The following is a 14,990-nucleotide window of genomic DNA, read 5'->3' as shown; positions in this document are numbered from 1 at the left end:
AAGGCAGAACCCGCACCGCACGAAGCGCTACCGGACGAGTGCCGTCACGGCGTTCACGGCTCGCTGAAGGTGCGGCTCCGCGCGGTCGGCGAGGTGCGCCACGGCCAGCTCGCTCGTCGCGGCACGGTCCGACAGGGGCACGTACACCACCCCGCCCAGCCGGAGCGCGGACACCGGTTCCGGCACGATCGCCACGCCGAGCCCACCGGCGACGAGCGTGACGAGGGTGGACGTCTCGTCGACCTCGTGCCGGACCGCGGGGTCGAAACCGGCGGCCCGGCACAGGTGCAGGACGGTCTCGAACATCACCGAGTCGCGGCGGCCCGAGTGCACGATGAACGGTTCGTCGCGCAGTTTCGCGACCGAGAGCCTGCGGCGGGATGCCAGGGCGTGGTCGGACGGGAGTGCCGCGACGAGGCGGTCGCGGCGCAGGACCTTCATCGCGATGGTGGTGTCGGCTACGGGTGGCCGGAGCAGCGCTATGTCGATGTCGCCCGAACGCAGGGCGCGGACCTGGTCGGGGACCAGCATCTCGCCGCGGAACGCGAAGTCGACGCCGGGCAGTTCGGCGGAGAGGCCGCGGGCCAGGGCCGGTAGGAGGCTGTAGGTCGCGGAGCCCACGCAGCCGATGGCCAGGCGGCCCACGGAGCCTGCCGCGACCCTTCGGGCCTCGTGACCGGCATCGTCCACGGCGGCGAGGATCTTCCTGGCCCGGTCCAGGTAGGCCGCGCCTGCCTCGGTCAGCTCCACGCGGCGGGTGGTGCGGCGCAGCAGCTGGACGCCGAGGTCGTCTTCCAGGGTGCGGATCTGCTGGGACAGCGGGGGTTGCGCCATGTGCAGGCGGGCGGCGGCGCGGCCGAAGTGGCATTCCTCGGCGACGGCGACGAAGTACCGCAGCTGGCGCAGGTCCATGGGTTCAGTCCATTGATATGGAGGACGTATCTATTGGTCATGATATTTGTACTTCACGATATCAAGCCGCGGACGTAGCGTCGGGGCTGTGAACTCCGCTTACCTGTACGCGGCGGCGCGCACGCCTTTCGGGCGGTTCAACGGCGCGCTGGCCGATGTCCGGCCCGACGACCTGGCGGCCGTGGCGCTGCGCGGTGTGCTGGCCAAGGCCCCCGGGCTCGACCCCGCCGAGATCGGGGAGGTGGTCTGGGGCAACGCCAACGGCGCCGGTGAGGACAACCGCAACGTCGGGCGGATGGCCGTGCTGCTGGCCGGGTTGCCGGTGAGCGTGCCCGCGACGACGGTGAACCGGCTGTGCGGGTCGTCGCTGGACGCGGCGATGATCGCCTCGCGGCTGATAGAGACCGGGGACGCGGAGGTCGCGGTCGCCGGGGGCGTGGAGTCGATGACCCGTGCGCCGTGGGTGCTGCCGAAGCCGTCACGCGGGTTCCCCGCTGGGGACGTGACCGCGGTGTCGACGACGCTCGGCTGGCGGCTGGTGAACGAGCGGATGCCGAAGGAGTGGACGGTGTCCCTCGGCGAGGCGAACGAGCAGCTGGCCGAGGCGTTGCGGGTGCCTCGGGACCGGCAGGACGCGTTCGCGGCCGAGTCGCACCGGCGGGCGGCGCGGGCGTGGTCCGAAGGTTTCTACGACGACCTGGTCGTGCCGGTGCCGGGGGTGGAGCTGGCCAGGGACGAGGGCATTCGCGACGGCAGCACGCCGGAGAAGCTGGCCGGGCTGAAGCCGGTGTTCCGCGAGGACGGCACGATCACCGCCGGAAACGCCTCGCCGCTCAACGACGGGGCGTCGGCGTTGCTGTTCGGCACCGAGGCGTTCGGCGACCGCGCGAACCTCGCGCCGCTGGCCAGGGTCGCCGGGCGCGGGTCGTTCGCGGTGGAGCCGCAGCGGTTCGGGATCGCGCCGGTCGAGGCGGCGGAACGGGCGCTGGCACGCGCCGGGATCGGCTGGGGCGACGTGGCGGCGGTGGAGCTGAACGAGGCGTTCGCCGTGCAGTCGCTCGCGTGCGTGGACGCCTGGAAGGTCGACCCGGAGATCGTCAACGCCAAGGGTGGCGCGATCGCGATCGGCCACCCGCTCGGCGCTTCGGGCGGGCGGGTGCTCGGCACGCTGGCACACCGGTTGTGCGAGTCCGGCGGACGCTGGGGTGTCGCCGCCATCTGCATCGGTGTGGGTCAGGGGCTCGCCGTCGTGATCGAGAACGTGCGGGGTGCGGCGTGACGACGGTGTGCGAGTCCACCGACGAGGCGGTCGCCGGGATCGAGGACGGGTCGACCGTCCTCATCGGAGGGTTCGGCATGGCGGGCATGCCGGTCGACCTGATCGACGCGGTGATCCGGCAGGGCGCCGAGGACCTCACGATCGTGTCGAACAACGCGGGCAACGGCGACACCGGGCTGGCCGCGCTGCTGGCGGCGGGACGGGTGCGCCGGGTCGTCTGCTCGTTCCCGCGCCAGTCCGACTCGTGGGTGTTCGACGGCCTCTACCGGTCCGGCCGGATCGAGCTGGAGGTCGTGCCCCAGGGCACCCTCGCCGAACGCCTGCGCGCGGCCGGTGCGGGGATCGGCGCGTTCTTCTGCCCCACCGGCGTCGGCACGCCGCTGGCGGAGGGCAAGGAGACCAGGGTCATCGACGGCCGCGCCTACGTGCTGGAGTACCCGATCAAGGGTGATGTCGCGCTGGTCAAGGCCCACGTCGCCGACCGGGTGGGCAACCTGGTCTACCGCAAGACGGCCAGGAACTTCGGCCCCGTGATGGCCACCGCCGCCACGACCACGGTCGTGCAGGTGGGTGCCGTGGCCGAGCCGGGTGACATCGACCCCGAGGTCGTCGTCACGCCGGGAATCTTCGTGGACCGCGTCGTCGTGGTCCCAGACCGAGCCGGAGCCACCTCATGACCGCACCGATCCGCGAGCACACCGGCAGGGGCCCGCTCGGCAAGGACGAGATCGCCGCCCGCATCGCGCGCGACATCCCCGCCGGATCCTACGTCAACCTGGGGATCGGCCAGCCCACCCTGGTCGCCGACCACCTCGGCCCCGGCGCGGGCGTGGTCCTGCACACCGAGAACGGCATGCTCGGCATGGGCCCGGCCGCGACCGGTGACGAGATCGACCCCGACCTGACCAACGCGGGCAAGGTGCCGGTGACGGAGCTGCCGGGGGCGGCGTACTTCCACCACGCCGACTCGTTCGCGATGATGCGCGGCGGCCACCTCGACGTGTGCGTGCTGGGCGCCTTCCAGGTCTCGGCGCACGGCGACCTGGCCAACTGGCACACCGGCGCGCCGGACGCGATCCCCGCCGTGGGCGGGGCGATGGACCTCGCCATCGGCGCCAAGCAGGTCTTCGTGATGATGACCCTGTTCGCCAAGGACGGCACCGCCAAGCTGGTCCGCGAGTGCACCTATCCCTTGACCGGGTTGCGGTGCGTCAGCCGGCTCTACACCGATCTCGCGGTCTTCGAGCTCGGTGCCGAGGGGGCCGTGGTCGTGGAGACGTTCGGCATCTCCTACGACGAGCTCGCCGCCCGGCTGGACGTGCCGTTGCGGGCCGCCTGAACCGCTTCCGGGATACGGGGACGGCAGGTGGTGACTGGCTCACCATGATCACCGCGTGCCCCGCTGCGGCACGACGACGGCGGTCACCACCAGGTCTTCCCGCTCGGGCAGGTACCGCACGCCGACGATGCAGCCAGGGCGCAGGTAGGGCAATTCCTCTGCGCCGATCAGCTTTTCGCTGACGTGGTCGAACGTGCTGCCGTCCGGCCTTCTCACCCGCAGCCCGACGATCACGACGGCCTGTCCGGCGCGGATGGCCCCGGTCGGTTCGAACGACACGACCTCGGCCTTGGTGCGCAGCCCGCGCCGGGCGACGTCGGCCAGTTCGGGGGACAGCGAGCCCTGGGCCACCTGCACGGCCAGCCGTGTCAGGTCGATGTCCTCGCCGTCGACGTCGAACGCCATCGCCACGTCGGTGCGTCCGTCGACCCGGTGGTGCACCGGCAGTTCCAGGCCGGGGTGCAGCTCCTCGACGATCTCCCTGTCCAGCAGGATGCGTTGCGTTCCGGTGAAACGAGCGCCTTGCGCGGTCGCCACGTCGAACGTCACGTCGTACTGCGGCACGCCGTTGACTTCGAGGGTGGTGCGTTTCATGGACCGCAGCGTTCCGATGCCGACCGGCAGGTTCACGAACTCCTTCGGCACCAACGAGTCGTCTTCGCCGCCCCACAGCCAGACCACGACACTGATCGCGACGATGAGCGCGATCACCCCCTGGGGACCGGCGGTCATGAGGTCTTCGCTGAACGAGGTCCACGCGTACACGCCGGCTGCCGACGCGATCAGGCCGCAGATTAGCAGGACTCGGCGCCACAACAGGCGGTTGCGTTCGGTCATGTCGATCTCCTCACCAGGTCATCGCCGGGACGCGCAGGCCGTGCGGCACCACGATCACGGACGTGGGTTGCGCGCCGGGCAGGTGCCGCACTGTCACCACCGCACCGACCTGGACCGCGGCGAGCGCGCGTTGCGGGATGTGTTGGCGCACCACGGTTTCATCGAACGACAACGCCAGATCCATCTCGGTGGCGCCGTCATCGACCACGCCGGTGGGTTCGACCCGCATCACCACGGCCTCGAACGCCGTGCCGTGCGCGAGCACGTGCCACTGGGCCTCGGTCAGCCACCCGGCGGCGAGGTCGACGCGTTGCGACAGCTCCTGCGCGGCCACGTCGTCCAGGCTGGCCGCGATCGTGACGAAGCCGTCGGTGGCGCCAGGACGGTGGTGCACCGGCAGCCGGGTGCCCGCCGTCAGCGTGCCGATCTCGTTGCGCCGCACCACGTGCCGGGCCTGGGCGCGAAACCGGTCGCCGTCCGGGGTGAGCACGTCGAGGCCGACCACCACGTGCGGCTCGTCGTTGACGGTCAGCCCGGTGGCGCGGACCGAGACGACCACGCCGACCGCCAGCGGCAGGTCCGCGAAGGACTTCGCCCGGCGTTCGTCGGTGTCGCCCCAGTCGACCAAGCCGAACACCACCCCCACGACCGCGATCCCGATCGCGAAGTACATCATCGGGTTGCCGCCGTCCCACCAGTCCCCGGTGACCCTGCCGAGCAGCACCCACAGCCCGACCAGGGCCGCGGTCATCAGCGTGAAGATCACCTTGATCGCCACCGGTCGCCCCCTCTCGTCGTCACCAGAGACCATGCTGCGGCCTCGGGCGGTGCCTCCCGATCACAACTTCCGGGCCGCCGGGCGCCGTTAAACTGCGGGTGATGACAGCGGACGGACCGGCAACAGCGCAGCTCACGGCGGCTTCGCCGCGTGCTCTGGTGATCGCCGAGGAGTGGCGGGAGCTGGGGGCGTCCGTCGCCGCGCTGAGCAACAGGGACGGCGGACCGCTGGCCAGGACCGTGAAGCTGGTCCTCGACCCGCTGGTGCTGCGCCCGGCCCTGCACCCGCACCTCGGTGGCGCCGTGGTGGCCGGTGAGCACGTCGGCGAGCTGCGCGCCCTGATCGCCGCCGCGGGACCGGCGCTGGCCGCGGCCGCCGCGTGGTTCGGTGTGCTCAAGCAGGCGCGGCGGCGGGCGCGGATCACCGGGGGCAACCCGCAGGACAGCTACTTCCAGCGCTGCTACGAGCTGGCGGTGACCAAAGGCCCGCCCGGACCCGACGCCGACCGGGTCGCCGACGCGGTGGTCGCCGAGATCCGGGACGCGGGCGGCGAGGTCACCGTGGAACGGTTGCGCGCCCACGTCACGGACCCGGCCACCGGCGCCGAGCTGGCCGCCCTGCTCGCGGCCGCGTGGACGGCCCGCACGCCGCCGCGCGGTCCGGCGCCGGACCCGGAGGCGGTGCTGGCGGCGCTGACCGACCAGGAGGTGTTCGACCGGCTGGTCGCGGCCGGTGCCGGCACGGCGGCCGCCGCCGGGCTGGAGTCGCCCGGTGTGGCCAGGGACCTCGGCCTGACCGGCCAGGACGTCCCGGCGCAGCCCGCGCTGGGGCACCGCGCGACGAAGCGGGCGATGCCGATGCCGTTCGACCGGTCGGTGTTCGAACGGCTCTTCGCGGCGTTCACGTCAGCGCGTCACCGCGAACGGATGCCTGCCGTCCCTGCGCTCGTGCGCGACGAGATCAGCCGGTGCGCCCAGCCGTGGCAGCTGGCGGAGGAACGCGGCAGGCTGGCGATGGCCGCGGGACGAGCGGCGAGCAGCGCGCTCGACCCGGCCGAACCGGTGACGGCACCGGCGCAGCTGCGGATGCGGCGGCGCTGGCAGCGCGAGCCGTACGTCCAGCGGGCGCTGCGGATGCCCGCGTCCGACGCCGGGGTCACCGAGGTGCGGCAGGCGTACCTGCGCCGGTTGTGGAGCCGCCTGCACGGTCGTGAGCTGCGGGCGGAGGACGTCGGGCAGCTGCGGGACCTGCTCGACGGGGCGCTGCGCTCGGTGATCCTGGACCAGCGCGACCGGGTCAAGGCCGCGCTCGCGGCGGGCACCGCATGACGGCCGTGCGCCGTGCCGACGGGGTGATCCGGGTCGGCTCCCTCCCCTCGCGACCCGAACGGACGGCGTTGGTCGAGGCACGTGGCGCACTGCTCGCCTGGGACGTCCTCGGCGACCCGGTGCCCGCCGTGGAGATCCACGACGCCGAGCAGGCCGCCGAGTGGCTCTGGGAGGTCTACGGACCGACCGCGGCGGCGGCGATCCTCGGCGACGTCACGGAGGTCGAGCTCGCTCTCCTCGGTGGTTCCGTCGAAGCTCTGGCGTGGTTGCGGTGGGCGCAGGCGTGGTGGCCCGCGTCGACGATCGGCGGCATCCCCGCGCTCGACCCGGCCTTGCTCGCCGCCGAGATCGCGGTGCACACGGCGGCCGTCGAACACCTGCTGGACGACGACGAAGCCGTGACACGGGCCTTGGCCAACGTCACCGCACCGGCGGGGAACGTCTCGGCGGAAGTTCTGGCCCTGTACGAACAGGTCGAGACCATCGCGGAGGACTTCGGCGTGACGGTGTCCCCGGCGGCAGCAAAACGGCGCGTGGAGTGGGCACTGGCCGCGGGCGAGGCGCCGTCGCGGGACGGGTTGCGGCTGCGGTCGGGTGCCACGGCGGTGGACTGGTCGCTGGTGCCCGCCGGAGTGCTCGACGCGGTGGCACCGGTGTGGTGGGAGGTGCGCCGGACAGCGGGGGCGACGGTGCTGTCCGTGTCCGTCGAGGCGGCGCCCGCAGCCAAGCCGGTGGACTTGCTCGCGCGGTGCGGGCCGGACCTTGAGGTGCCGCTGTATCCGGACGGCGGCGCGTTCGTCGGCGCCAGCGATGTCGATGCGACGTGGCTGAGCGAGGACATCGCGCCCGTTGTGTTCGCACCGCGTTTCGCCGACGCCGACAGAATCGGGGCACCGGTGGACATCGCGACGCAGACGGCCGTCATCGCCCTCGCCCGCACCCGGCTCACCTCCCCCGCCGCGAGCCTCACCGAACGCGAGGCGGGCCGCCGATGATGTTCACCGGTGACCCCGTTCCGCCGGGGCCTGACGACGGCCTGCTCACCGAGGCGGTCGAACGGCTCACGGCGGGAGACCTCGACGGGGCTCTGCCGTTGCTCCACCGCGTCGCCGACTCCTCCTCCGGCGACACGCGCGCCCGTGCGCTGAGCAACCTCGCCGCCGTCGCGCTCGACCGGGGCGATGTCGAGGAGTCGATCCGGTTCGCCCGTGCCGCGGTGGACATCGCTTCTCCGGACGTGCGTGAGGCCGCGACGGCCCGGCTGGGCTGTGCTCTGCTCGTGGCCGCCCGGTACGACGAAGCGCTCGCCGTTCTGTCCGAAGTGGACGATTCTGCGCTCGCCGCGCACACACGGGCGCGGGCCCTGGTCGCACTGGGCCGTCCCGCCGAGGCGGAACCCGCTGCCCGCGGTGCGCTCGACCTGGCACTGGTCACGGCTCCCGCCCTGGCACCGGGCGCTCTGGTCACGCTCGCCCTGGCCGTGCAGGCCACCGGCGACCAGGAAGCCGGGGAGCACGTCCGGTTCGCCGCCGAACTGCGCACCGCCGCACCGGCCCCGCCGGAACGCGAAGACCTGGCCCGGTTCGCGCTCGGCGCGGGTGACCTCGGCACCGCCGACCGGCACTACGACCTGGCCGCCGAGCAGTACGCGGCGCTCGGCATCGAGGTGCGGGCCGCGCACTGCCTCCTCGGACGCGCCGCCGTCGCGGTCCGGCGGACGCGGCTCACCAAGGCGAACCGGTTGCTGCGCAAGGCCGCCGAGGCTCTCGTGCGGGCCGGTGACGACCTGGCTCTGATCGAGTGCCACACGATCCACGGGCGGATGCTTCTCCAGGCCCGGCTGCACCGCGCCGCCGACGAGTCCTTCCTCGCCGCACGGGCGCTGGCCGTCGAGCACAAGGCGTGGCACGAGGTCGCCCGCGTCGACGCGGGCCGTGCCGAGGCGGCGCTGGGCTCGATCGGCAGGCTGACCCGCGGGTCCACCAGGGCCGAGCGGCTCAGGTCCGCGCTCAACCTCGCCCTGCCCGCCGCGCTGGCCACCGACGCCCTGCGCCACCGGTTCGCTCCCGGTACGGCACGGGAGCGGTGGGTGCGCTCGGTCGCGGACCCCGTGCTGGCCCTCGCCCTGCGGATCATCGCCGAGCTGGGGCTGACCGACCTCGCCCTGGAGGTGCTGGAGAACAAGGCGGCCGGTGTCGCCCTGGACACCGGACCGTCCACACCGGACTCGGAAGCGCTGACCTTCCGCTCCGCGTACCGGATGGCTGACACGGACGAGGAGCTGCCGTATGCGGCGGCCGCGTTGACGGCGGGTCTGCGGGGAGGACCGGACAGCGCTCCGGTCAAGGGGTTCGCCGTGCCGCCGGCGGTGCAGGCGATACCCTCGGGTGAGTCCCTGCTGGAGCCGTGGATCGAGGCGGCGCAGGAGCGCTACCGGCTCCCGGTCCGTTCGGCGGAACGGGTGCGGGCGTGGTGACGCGGCTGGACCTGCGTGTCGTCGACCGGTTACCGCGCGGGGCCAGGCCGGTGGTGCAGGTGAAGTACGTGGACGCGGGCGACCTCTACCTGACGTGGCGGTGGGAGCACGCGCCGGACGACCCGCGCGTGATGGTGCTCGACCGCGCCCGTGTAGGCCCTGTGCTGGACGATCTGACCGTCGCGCTGCCGTCCCCGCTCCCCTCCGAGACCGTGCCGGAGGCCCTCGACCGGGCCCTGCGCCACGGCGCGTTCGCCGACCGCGACCGGGAGAACGCTCTCTCGGCGGCGCTGGCCGCCGAGCTGATCCCGCATCCGCTCGCCGCGGAGCTCACCCTCCTGCTGGACCGCGGCACGCGCCCGCACCTGCGCATCCAGCCATCGCCGTCCACCGCGCACGTGCCGTGGGAAGCGTTGCTGGTCGACCACGGCACGCGGATGGTCGACGAAGTGGACGTCTCGGCGCTGCCGCCCGCCACCGTCCGGTACGCGCCCGGCAGGCGGGTGTCCGCGTGGCGGCCCGGTGGCCCGGTCGCCTGCGTGCTCGACCCGGTGGTGCCGGGGTTCCCCGACGACTCGGCGCTGGGCAGCGTCCTGGGCCCCGCGCCCGGCGCGATCACGGACCTGGTGGCACGGCTCGGCGACCGGCTGGTGCCCGCCCCCGGCGTCCGCCGTGCCGACATCACCCGTGACGAGCTCGTGGCCGTGCTCGGCGAGGCGGCCCGCCTGCTCTACGTCGGCCACGTCACCACCCCGGAGCACAGCCTCGACACCCGCCTGCACCTGAGCTGCGGCGCCACCAGCACCGGACGGGCAGGGCTGGTCCGCGCCCACCGCCCGGTGACCGCGGCGGACATCGTCTTCGGCCACCGCGCGGGCGAACCGTGGCCGATGCCGAACCGGGTCGCGCTGATCGCCTGCGAGAGCGGCGGTGAAACCCGGTTCGCCGAACCGCTGGGCCTGGTCGCGGCCGCGATCCACAACGGCGCCGAGTACGTGACGGCGACGAGGTGGACCCTGCCGACCGACGCGGGACTGCGCCGCTTCGCAGTGGGCGCGACCGAGACGACGACGGCGTTGCCGGAGGCGGTGGTCGCCGTCGACCACGCACACGACCAGCCCGACCCGATCGCGGAGCTCGGTGCGTGGCAACGGTCGAAGGCCGCGGCCTGGCAACAGCACGCCCGCATCGAGGACGCACCGGTGTTCTGGGCCGCGTTCACCACCACCCGGGGCTAGGACAGTCCACAATGGAACGTCCTCCCCGCTCCCCCGACCGGAGCGGGGAGGACATCGCTCACGAAGCCGGGCTGACGTCGATCAGGACCTTGCCCGTGACGCCGTTCTCCACCGCGCGGTGCGCCTCGGCGGTGTCGGCCAGCGGGAACCGGTGCACCGGAACTCCCCTGTCCTCGCCGAGCCGCAGCCCGCCGTCGGCCAGCGCCGCGTTGACGTCCTCGGCACCGGCCAGCAGCTTGTCCACGCCGACCGTGTACAGCACCAGGTACTGGTAGCGCACGTTCAGCGACACGTTCGCCATGAACTCCAGGCTGAGCATGCCGGTACCCCGGTCGTCGCCGTAGATCGCGATCGTGCCGCGGGTGCGCAGCACCTCCAGGTTCAGCTCGGCGTTCACGCTGGCCGCCACCTCGACCACCAGGTCGACGCCCTCGGGAGCGATCTCGCGGATGCGCGAGCCGAGCTGGGCGTCGGGGTAGCGCAGCACGTGGTGGGCGCCGGCGGCCTCGGCGAGCGCGGCCTTGGCGTCGTTGCTGACCGTGGTGACCACCACGGCCCCCGCCCACCTGGCGAGCTGGATGGCGGCGTTGCCGACGGCACCGGCGCCTCCGCTGACCAGCACGGTCTTGCCTTCGAGCGCACCGGGCGCGAGACGCGACGGGCCGTCCTCGCCGACCGTGAGCGCGCGGTGCGCCGTGAGCGCGGGAATGCCGAAGCCCGCGCCTTCGTCGAACCCGACGCCATCGGGCAGCGGGGCGAGCTTCTCGACCGGCAGCACCGCGTACTCCTGCGCGGTGCCCGCGTCAGGGCCGTAGGCGGCGGCCAGGATCAGCCAGACGCGGTCACCCACGGCGTAGCCGGTGACATCGGGCCCGACCGCGTCGACGACACCCGCGCCGTCCTGGTTGGGGACGGTCTCCGGGATGTCGGGCGCATCCGCGAGGACGAGGCCCGTCCTGGCCTTCCAGTCGGTGGGGTTGACGGCGGAGACGACCACCCGCACCCGCACCTCACCGGGGCCGGGTTCCGGCACGTCGCGCTCGGTCAGCGACAGGACTTCCGGACCGCCGTGCCGGCTGTAGACGACTGCTTTCACCGAAGATTTCCTTCCCAAAGCCTGGTTCGACCGCATTCGGGACAGCGCTGTCACAGCGGTGCCGCACCCCGGACAACCGGGGGATACCCCGGTTAATTCCCCGGCGCCGGATGTTTTTCCCGCGTTCACACAGCTGCGGTGCGGACCTCGGCGGGCCGCCGCGTCTTGGCCGTTGCGACCACGCACCAGCCGAGGAAGGCGAGGCCCAGCCACACGTAGCTGTTGCCGACCAGGTGCTGCCACCAGGTCCACGCCAGCTCGCGGTCGCCCGCCGTCGGGAGGAGCCAGTGCGGGCCGACGGCGAACGCCGCGGCGACCGCGACCCGCGTCCGGCCGCGCAGCAGCACCAGGGCGGGTGCGATCCACACCCAGTGGTGCGACCAGGACACCGGCGAGATCAGCAGTCCCGCCGCCGCGACGGCCACGAGCGCCGTGAGGTCGTCGCGGAGTCCTGGCAGCACCAGCACGGTCACCGCCACCACGGCCAGCGCCAGGACCAGCCACACGGACTCGGGTGCGCCGAGCCGGAACAGCAGGCCGCGCAACGACTGGTTGGCGCTGTAGGCGAGACCGCCGACGCGCTCCGGGTCGAGCATCGCGTGGAACCAGAACCGCTGCGACTGGCCGGGTGCGAGCAGCCAGCCGGTCAGGGCGCACGCCGCGAACGTCGCCACGACGGTCAGCGCCGGTCGCCAACGCTTGCGGCACAGGAAGAACAGCACGAAGACCAGCGGGGTCAGCTTGATCGCGGCGGCCAGTCCGACGAGCAGGCCGCGCGGCCACGGGGTGCGCGGCAGCAGGCAGTCGAGGGCGACGAGGCCGATCAGGACCAGGTTGACCTGGCCGAGGTCGAGGCCGCCCCGCAGCGGTTCGAGCAGCAGGCACAACGCGGCCAGCCCGTACGCGGCCTGCCCGTGCGGGGCGGCGGCACGGCAGGCGGCGACGAAGAGCGCGATGCCGGCGGCGGTGAACACTGCGGCGGCGACCGGCAGGGGCAGCGGGGTGAACGCGCTGAACAACAGCGCCGCGAACGGCGGGTAGGTGAACGGCAACCCGTTGGGCCCGTGGAAGTCCGCGGTGTACAGGTCCGTCCCCGACCGCCAGGCCGCGCCGCCTTCGAGGTAGACCCTCAGGTCCAGCACACCGGAACCGAGGCTCCGCACGCAGACCCAGACGAGGAGGCCGGCCGCGACGGCGGCGCAGACCCGCCGGGGGTCGCGCAGGAAGCTCACCGCGCCACCGCCCGGCGACGCCTTTCCAGCACGACCACACCGGCGGCGAGAGCGGCCGCCACCACGGCTCCCGCGCTGTTGTTGAGGAAGTCCTGCGTCTCGCACAGCCCGCGCCTGGTGAGCGGCTGCACGATCTCGATCACCGCGCTCAACGCCACCCCGGACACCGCCACCGCGAGCGGGCGCCGGGTCGCCAGGACCGCGCAGAACACCAGCGGCACGAACAGCAAGGCGTTCAACAGCTCCGCCGAGCCGTTCAACGAGAAACCGTTGAGCTGGCAGAACTGGTCGCGGCCCGCCCAGTCCGGCAGTGTGCGCGAGAACGTCACGCCCAGCACGACACCCAGTGAGATGCCCGCCAGCACCGACGGAACCGGCCTCCACCCGCACCGGACGGCCGCGAACCACCCGCCCGCGCCCAGCGCGACCGCTCCGAGCACCACTCCTGCCGCGATGAGCGGGTTCGAGAGCGCCTCGGAGATCTGCAGGAGCGCGTACCACGCCTCTTCCACCACAGCCCAGAACCTTTCGTCCACACCGAATCCGATGTGGACGAGCGTGCCGCCGGACGGGGTGCCGCCGGATCGGTCCGACGGCCACAAGATCATGGCCGTCAGGACAGGCGATCAGCGCGGGACTGGCCGGACGGCCACGGTCAGGTGGCCACCACGCGCGCGCGGAACGCCCACGCGACGATCTCGACGCGGTTGCGGGCGCCCACCTTCGCCTGCACCGACGCGAGGTACGCCTTGATCGACGACACGGACAGCTTCAGCCCGGCCGCGATCTCGTTGTTGCTCATCCCCTGCGCCACGAGGCGCACGACCTCCAGCTCACGCGCGTTCAGCACGTCGGACTCGGTGTTCACGACCGGCTGCGCCGAGCGCCGCAACACCCGTGAGACCACCTGCGGTGACACGAGGACGTCACCCCGCGCCGCCGACCTGACCGCCTCGACCAGCAGGCCCGGGCTCGCGTCCTTGGTGAGGAACCCGCACGCGCCGAGGTCCAGCGCCTTGTCCAGCACCTCGTCGGTGTCGAACGTCGTGACCACCACGACGCGGGTGTGCGGCACGAGCCGCCGCGTGACCTCCAGGCCGTCCAGGCCGGGCATCCGCACGTCGACCAGGCACACCTGCGGCTGGAGCTCGCGGGCCCGCTGGACCGCGCTGAGCCCGTCCGCCACGTCCGCGACCACGGTGACGTCCGGCTGCGCCTCCAGGATCAGCCGGAACCCCGCCCTGACCATGTCCTGGTCCTCGGCGATGAGCACCGGGATCACGCGGCCACCTCCAGCGGCAGCTCGGCCGTCACGAGCCAGCCCTCACCCGTGGCGCCCGCGAAGAAGCGCCCGCCCAGCTCGTGCACCCGCTCCCGCATCCCCACCAGCCCGAAGCCTCCCGAATGCGACGGCCGCGCCGACCCGTTGTCCACAATGGACAACAACACGGCGTTGGCCGTCAGCCGCACGTCGACCTCGACGCACGTCGCGTCACGCGCGTGCTTGCGCACGTTGGTCAACGCCTCCTGCACCAGCCTCAGCACCGATCTTCCCAGCTCCGGCCGGACGATCTCCGGCAGCTCGATGCTCATCTTCACGGGGAGACCGGACTTCTCCCCCAGCGCGCGCAGGTCGGCCGTGAGGTCGGTGGTGGCGGTCGCGGCCGAGGCCGCGGCACTGTCGTCGCGCAGCGTCCTGACCATCGACCGCATCGCTCCCAAGGCGTCCGTGCCGCCGTCCACGATCCCCGGCAGCATCGCGCAGGCCCTGTCCTTGTCCTGCTCCGCCACCACGAGCGCCGCCTGCGCCTGCACGAGCATGCCGGTCACGTGGTGTGCCACGACGTCGTGCAGCTCACGGGCCATGTCGAGCCGCTCGTCGCGCCGCGCCCGTTCCTCTGCCGCAGCCGCCAGCAGGGCACGTGACTGCCCCCGCATCCGCAACGCCACGCCGACGCACACGGCGGCGACCCCGACGAGCAGAACGAGCAGGACGTCGTCACCGACGGAGAAAGCGGAAGCCCGGCGAACCAGCGCGGCGTGGAGGGCGGCCAGTGTCACCGCCGCGACGCCCACCGCCGCGACCCGTGGACTCGCCTTCCGGACGAGCTCGACGACCAGCACGACGAGCGCCACCGCCTCGGCCGCGTTCAGCGGGGCGAACTGGAGGTCCGCCTCCCCGCCGACGCCGGGGCCTTTCTGGAAGAACGCCCGGCTGAACCCGATGAGCAGCCCGGTGACGACGAACACGGAGACGCCCGCGGTGACGGCCGCGACGACGGTGGGCCGCAGGAACGCCGCCGCCGCGCCGGTGACGGCGACCAGCGCCAGGACGGCGACCTCCCGGCCGCGCAGTGGCCAGGTGGCCGCGACCTGGGAGAGCAAGGTCGCCGTGACCGCGGTCGCGACCAGCAGCCCGTTGCGGAGTTCCGACACGTCCGCGATCGTACGAGCCGGGGTGGACGACCTGCCTCG

The 14,990-nt window shown here is 73.0% G+C and carries 15 protein-coding genes; 7 read left to right on the top strand and 8 right to left on the bottom strand.

The window, feature by feature from the left end; all coding sequences use genetic code 11:
• Window positions 1-27: 27 nt before the first annotated feature.
• Window positions 28-912, bottom strand: a complete 885-nt coding sequence (locus BLT23_RS12370) for a LysR substrate-binding domain-containing protein (protein WP_090048707.1) — start codon at window positions 910-912, stop codon at window positions 28-30.
• Between the two features lie 88 nt (window positions 913-1,000).
• Between BLT23_RS12370 and BLT23_RS12365 the strand changes: the two genes are divergently transcribed.
• From BLT23_RS12365 to BLT23_RS12355, 3 genes are read left to right on the top strand one after another with little or no spacing between them, the layout of a single operon-like run.
• A complete protein-coding gene (locus tag BLT23_RS12365) occupies window positions 1,001-2,191 on the top strand; it encodes a thiolase family protein (RefSeq protein ID WP_090048705.1) in 1,191 nt (396 codons plus the stop codon).
• Window positions 2,188-2,868 (top strand): 3-oxoacid CoA-transferase subunit A, encoded by a 681-nt coding sequence (locus BLT23_RS12360; protein ID WP_090048703.1) that lies wholly within the window; start codon window positions 2,188-2,190, stop codon window positions 2,866-2,868. The genes BLT23_RS12365 and BLT23_RS12360 overlap by 4 nt, the downstream gene beginning before the upstream one ends.
• A complete protein-coding gene (locus BLT23_RS12355) occupies window positions 2,865-3,530 on the top strand; it encodes a 3-oxoacid CoA-transferase subunit B (RefSeq protein ID WP_090048701.1) in 666 nt (221 codons plus the stop codon). Before BLT23_RS12360 ends, BLT23_RS12355 begins: the two co-directional genes overlap by 4 nt.
• Window positions 3,531-3,578: 48 nt before the next feature.
• On the opposite strand, the gene BLT23_RS12350 is transcribed toward BLT23_RS12355, so the two are convergent.
• Together BLT23_RS12350 and BLT23_RS12345 are read right to left on the bottom strand one after the other, a co-directional pair.
• A complete protein-coding gene (locus BLT23_RS12350; RefSeq protein ID WP_090048699.1) occupies window positions 3,579-4,367 on the bottom strand; it encodes a hypothetical protein in 789 nt (262 codons plus the stop codon).
• A 10-nt stretch (window positions 4,368-4,377) separates the two neighbouring features.
• Window positions 4,378-5,145 (bottom strand): hypothetical protein, encoded by a 768-nt coding sequence (locus BLT23_RS12345; RefSeq protein WP_090048697.1) that lies wholly within the window; start codon window positions 5,143-5,145, stop codon window positions 4,378-4,380.
• A 101-nt stretch (window positions 5,146-5,246) separates the two neighbouring features.
• On the opposite strand from BLT23_RS12345, the gene BLT23_RS12340 reads away from it, so the two are divergent.
• From BLT23_RS12340 to BLT23_RS12325, 4 genes are read left to right on the top strand one after another with little or no spacing between them, the layout of a single operon-like run.
• Window positions 5,247-6,473 carry a hypothetical protein gene (locus tag BLT23_RS12340; RefSeq protein WP_143035912.1) on the top strand — a complete coding sequence of 409 codons (1,227 nt, stop codon included), beginning with the start codon at window positions 5,247-5,249 and terminating at the stop codon, window positions 6,471-6,473.
• The gene (locus BLT23_RS12335; RefSeq protein WP_090048693.1) at window positions 6,470-7,468 is read left to right on the top strand and encodes a hypothetical protein; all 999 of its coding nucleotides are present in this window, start codon (window positions 6,470-6,472) and stop codon (window positions 7,466-7,468) included. The genes BLT23_RS12340 and BLT23_RS12335 overlap by 4 nt, the downstream gene beginning before the upstream one ends.
• Window positions 7,465-8,949: a tetratricopeptide repeat protein gene (locus tag BLT23_RS12330; protein ID WP_143035911.1), complete on the top strand. Its 1,485-nt coding sequence runs from the start codon at window positions 7,465-7,467 to the stop codon at window positions 8,947-8,949. Before BLT23_RS12335 ends, BLT23_RS12330 begins: the two co-directional genes overlap by 4 nt.
• A complete protein-coding gene (locus tag BLT23_RS12325; protein ID WP_218133729.1) occupies window positions 8,943-10,187 on the top strand; it encodes a CHAT domain-containing protein in 1,245 nt (414 codons plus the stop codon). Before BLT23_RS12330 ends, BLT23_RS12325 begins: the two co-directional genes overlap by 7 nt.
• 58 nt (window positions 10,188-10,245) lie before the next feature.
• Here BLT23_RS12325 and BLT23_RS12320 read toward each other — a convergent pair whose 3' ends face one another.
• From BLT23_RS12320 to BLT23_RS12300, 5 genes are all read right to left on the bottom strand, one after another.
• Complete coding sequence (locus BLT23_RS12320) at window positions 10,246-11,283, bottom strand: NADPH:quinone reductase (RefSeq protein ID WP_090048689.1); 1,038 nt, start codon at window positions 11,281-11,283, stop codon at window positions 10,246-10,248.
• Window positions 11,284-11,408: 125 nt separating this feature from the next.
• The gene (locus BLT23_RS12315; protein ID WP_176946712.1) at window positions 11,409-12,515 is read right to left on the bottom strand and encodes a glycosyltransferase 87 family protein; all 1,107 of its coding nucleotides are present in this window, start codon (window positions 12,513-12,515) and stop codon (window positions 11,409-11,411) included.
• Window positions 12,512-13,123, bottom strand: a complete 612-nt coding sequence (locus BLT23_RS12310; protein WP_090048685.1) for a VanZ family protein — start codon at window positions 13,121-13,123, stop codon at window positions 12,512-12,514. Before BLT23_RS12310 ends, BLT23_RS12315 begins: the two co-directional genes overlap by 4 nt.
• A gap of 47 nt (window positions 13,124-13,170) precedes the next feature.
• Entirely contained in the window at window positions 13,171-13,797 is a 627-nt protein-coding gene (locus BLT23_RS12305) for a response regulator transcription factor (RefSeq protein ID WP_090048683.1), read from the bottom strand.
• Window positions 13,794-14,951 (bottom strand): sensor histidine kinase, encoded by a 1,158-nt coding sequence (locus BLT23_RS12300; RefSeq protein WP_090048681.1) that lies wholly within the window; start codon window positions 14,949-14,951, stop codon window positions 13,794-13,796. Before BLT23_RS12300 ends, BLT23_RS12305 begins: the two co-directional genes overlap by 4 nt.
• Window positions 14,952-14,990: the final 39 nt, after the last annotated feature.

Source organism: Lentzea fradiae (assembly GCF_900100955.1).
Lineage (GTDB): Bacteria > Actinomycetota > Actinomycetes > Mycobacteriales > Pseudonocardiaceae > Lentzea > Lentzea fradiae.
Note: the sequence above shows the minus strand (reverse complement) of the source record. Positions and strands in the feature narration are given on the sequence as shown.

Coding starts and splice junctions, on each gene's coding strand:
- BLT23_RS12370 (WP_090048707.1), bottom strand. CDS start 912: ATGGACCTGCGCCAGCTGCGGTACTTCGTCGCCGTCGCCGAGGAATGC.
- BLT23_RS12355 (WP_090048701.1), top strand. CDS start 2,865: ATGACCGCACCGATCCGCGAGCACACCGGCAGGGGCCCGCTCGGCAAG.
- BLT23_RS12350 (WP_090048699.1), bottom strand. CDS start 4,367: ATGACCGAACGCAACCGCCTGTTGTGGCGCCGAGTCCTGCTAATCTGC.
- BLT23_RS12340 (WP_143035912.1), top strand. CDS start 5,247: ATGACAGCGGACGGACCGGCAACAGCGCAGCTCACGGCGGCTTCGCCG.
- BLT23_RS12335 (WP_090048693.1), top strand. CDS start 6,470: ATGACGGCCGTGCGCCGTGCCGACGGGGTGATCCGGGTCGGCTCCCTC.
- BLT23_RS12330 (WP_143035911.1), top strand. CDS start 7,465: ATGATGTTCACCGGTGACCCCGTTCCGCCGGGGCCTGACGACGGCCTG.
- BLT23_RS12310 (WP_090048685.1), bottom strand. CDS start 13,123: ATGATCTTGTGGCCGTCGGACCGATCCGGCGGCACCCCGTCCGGCGGC.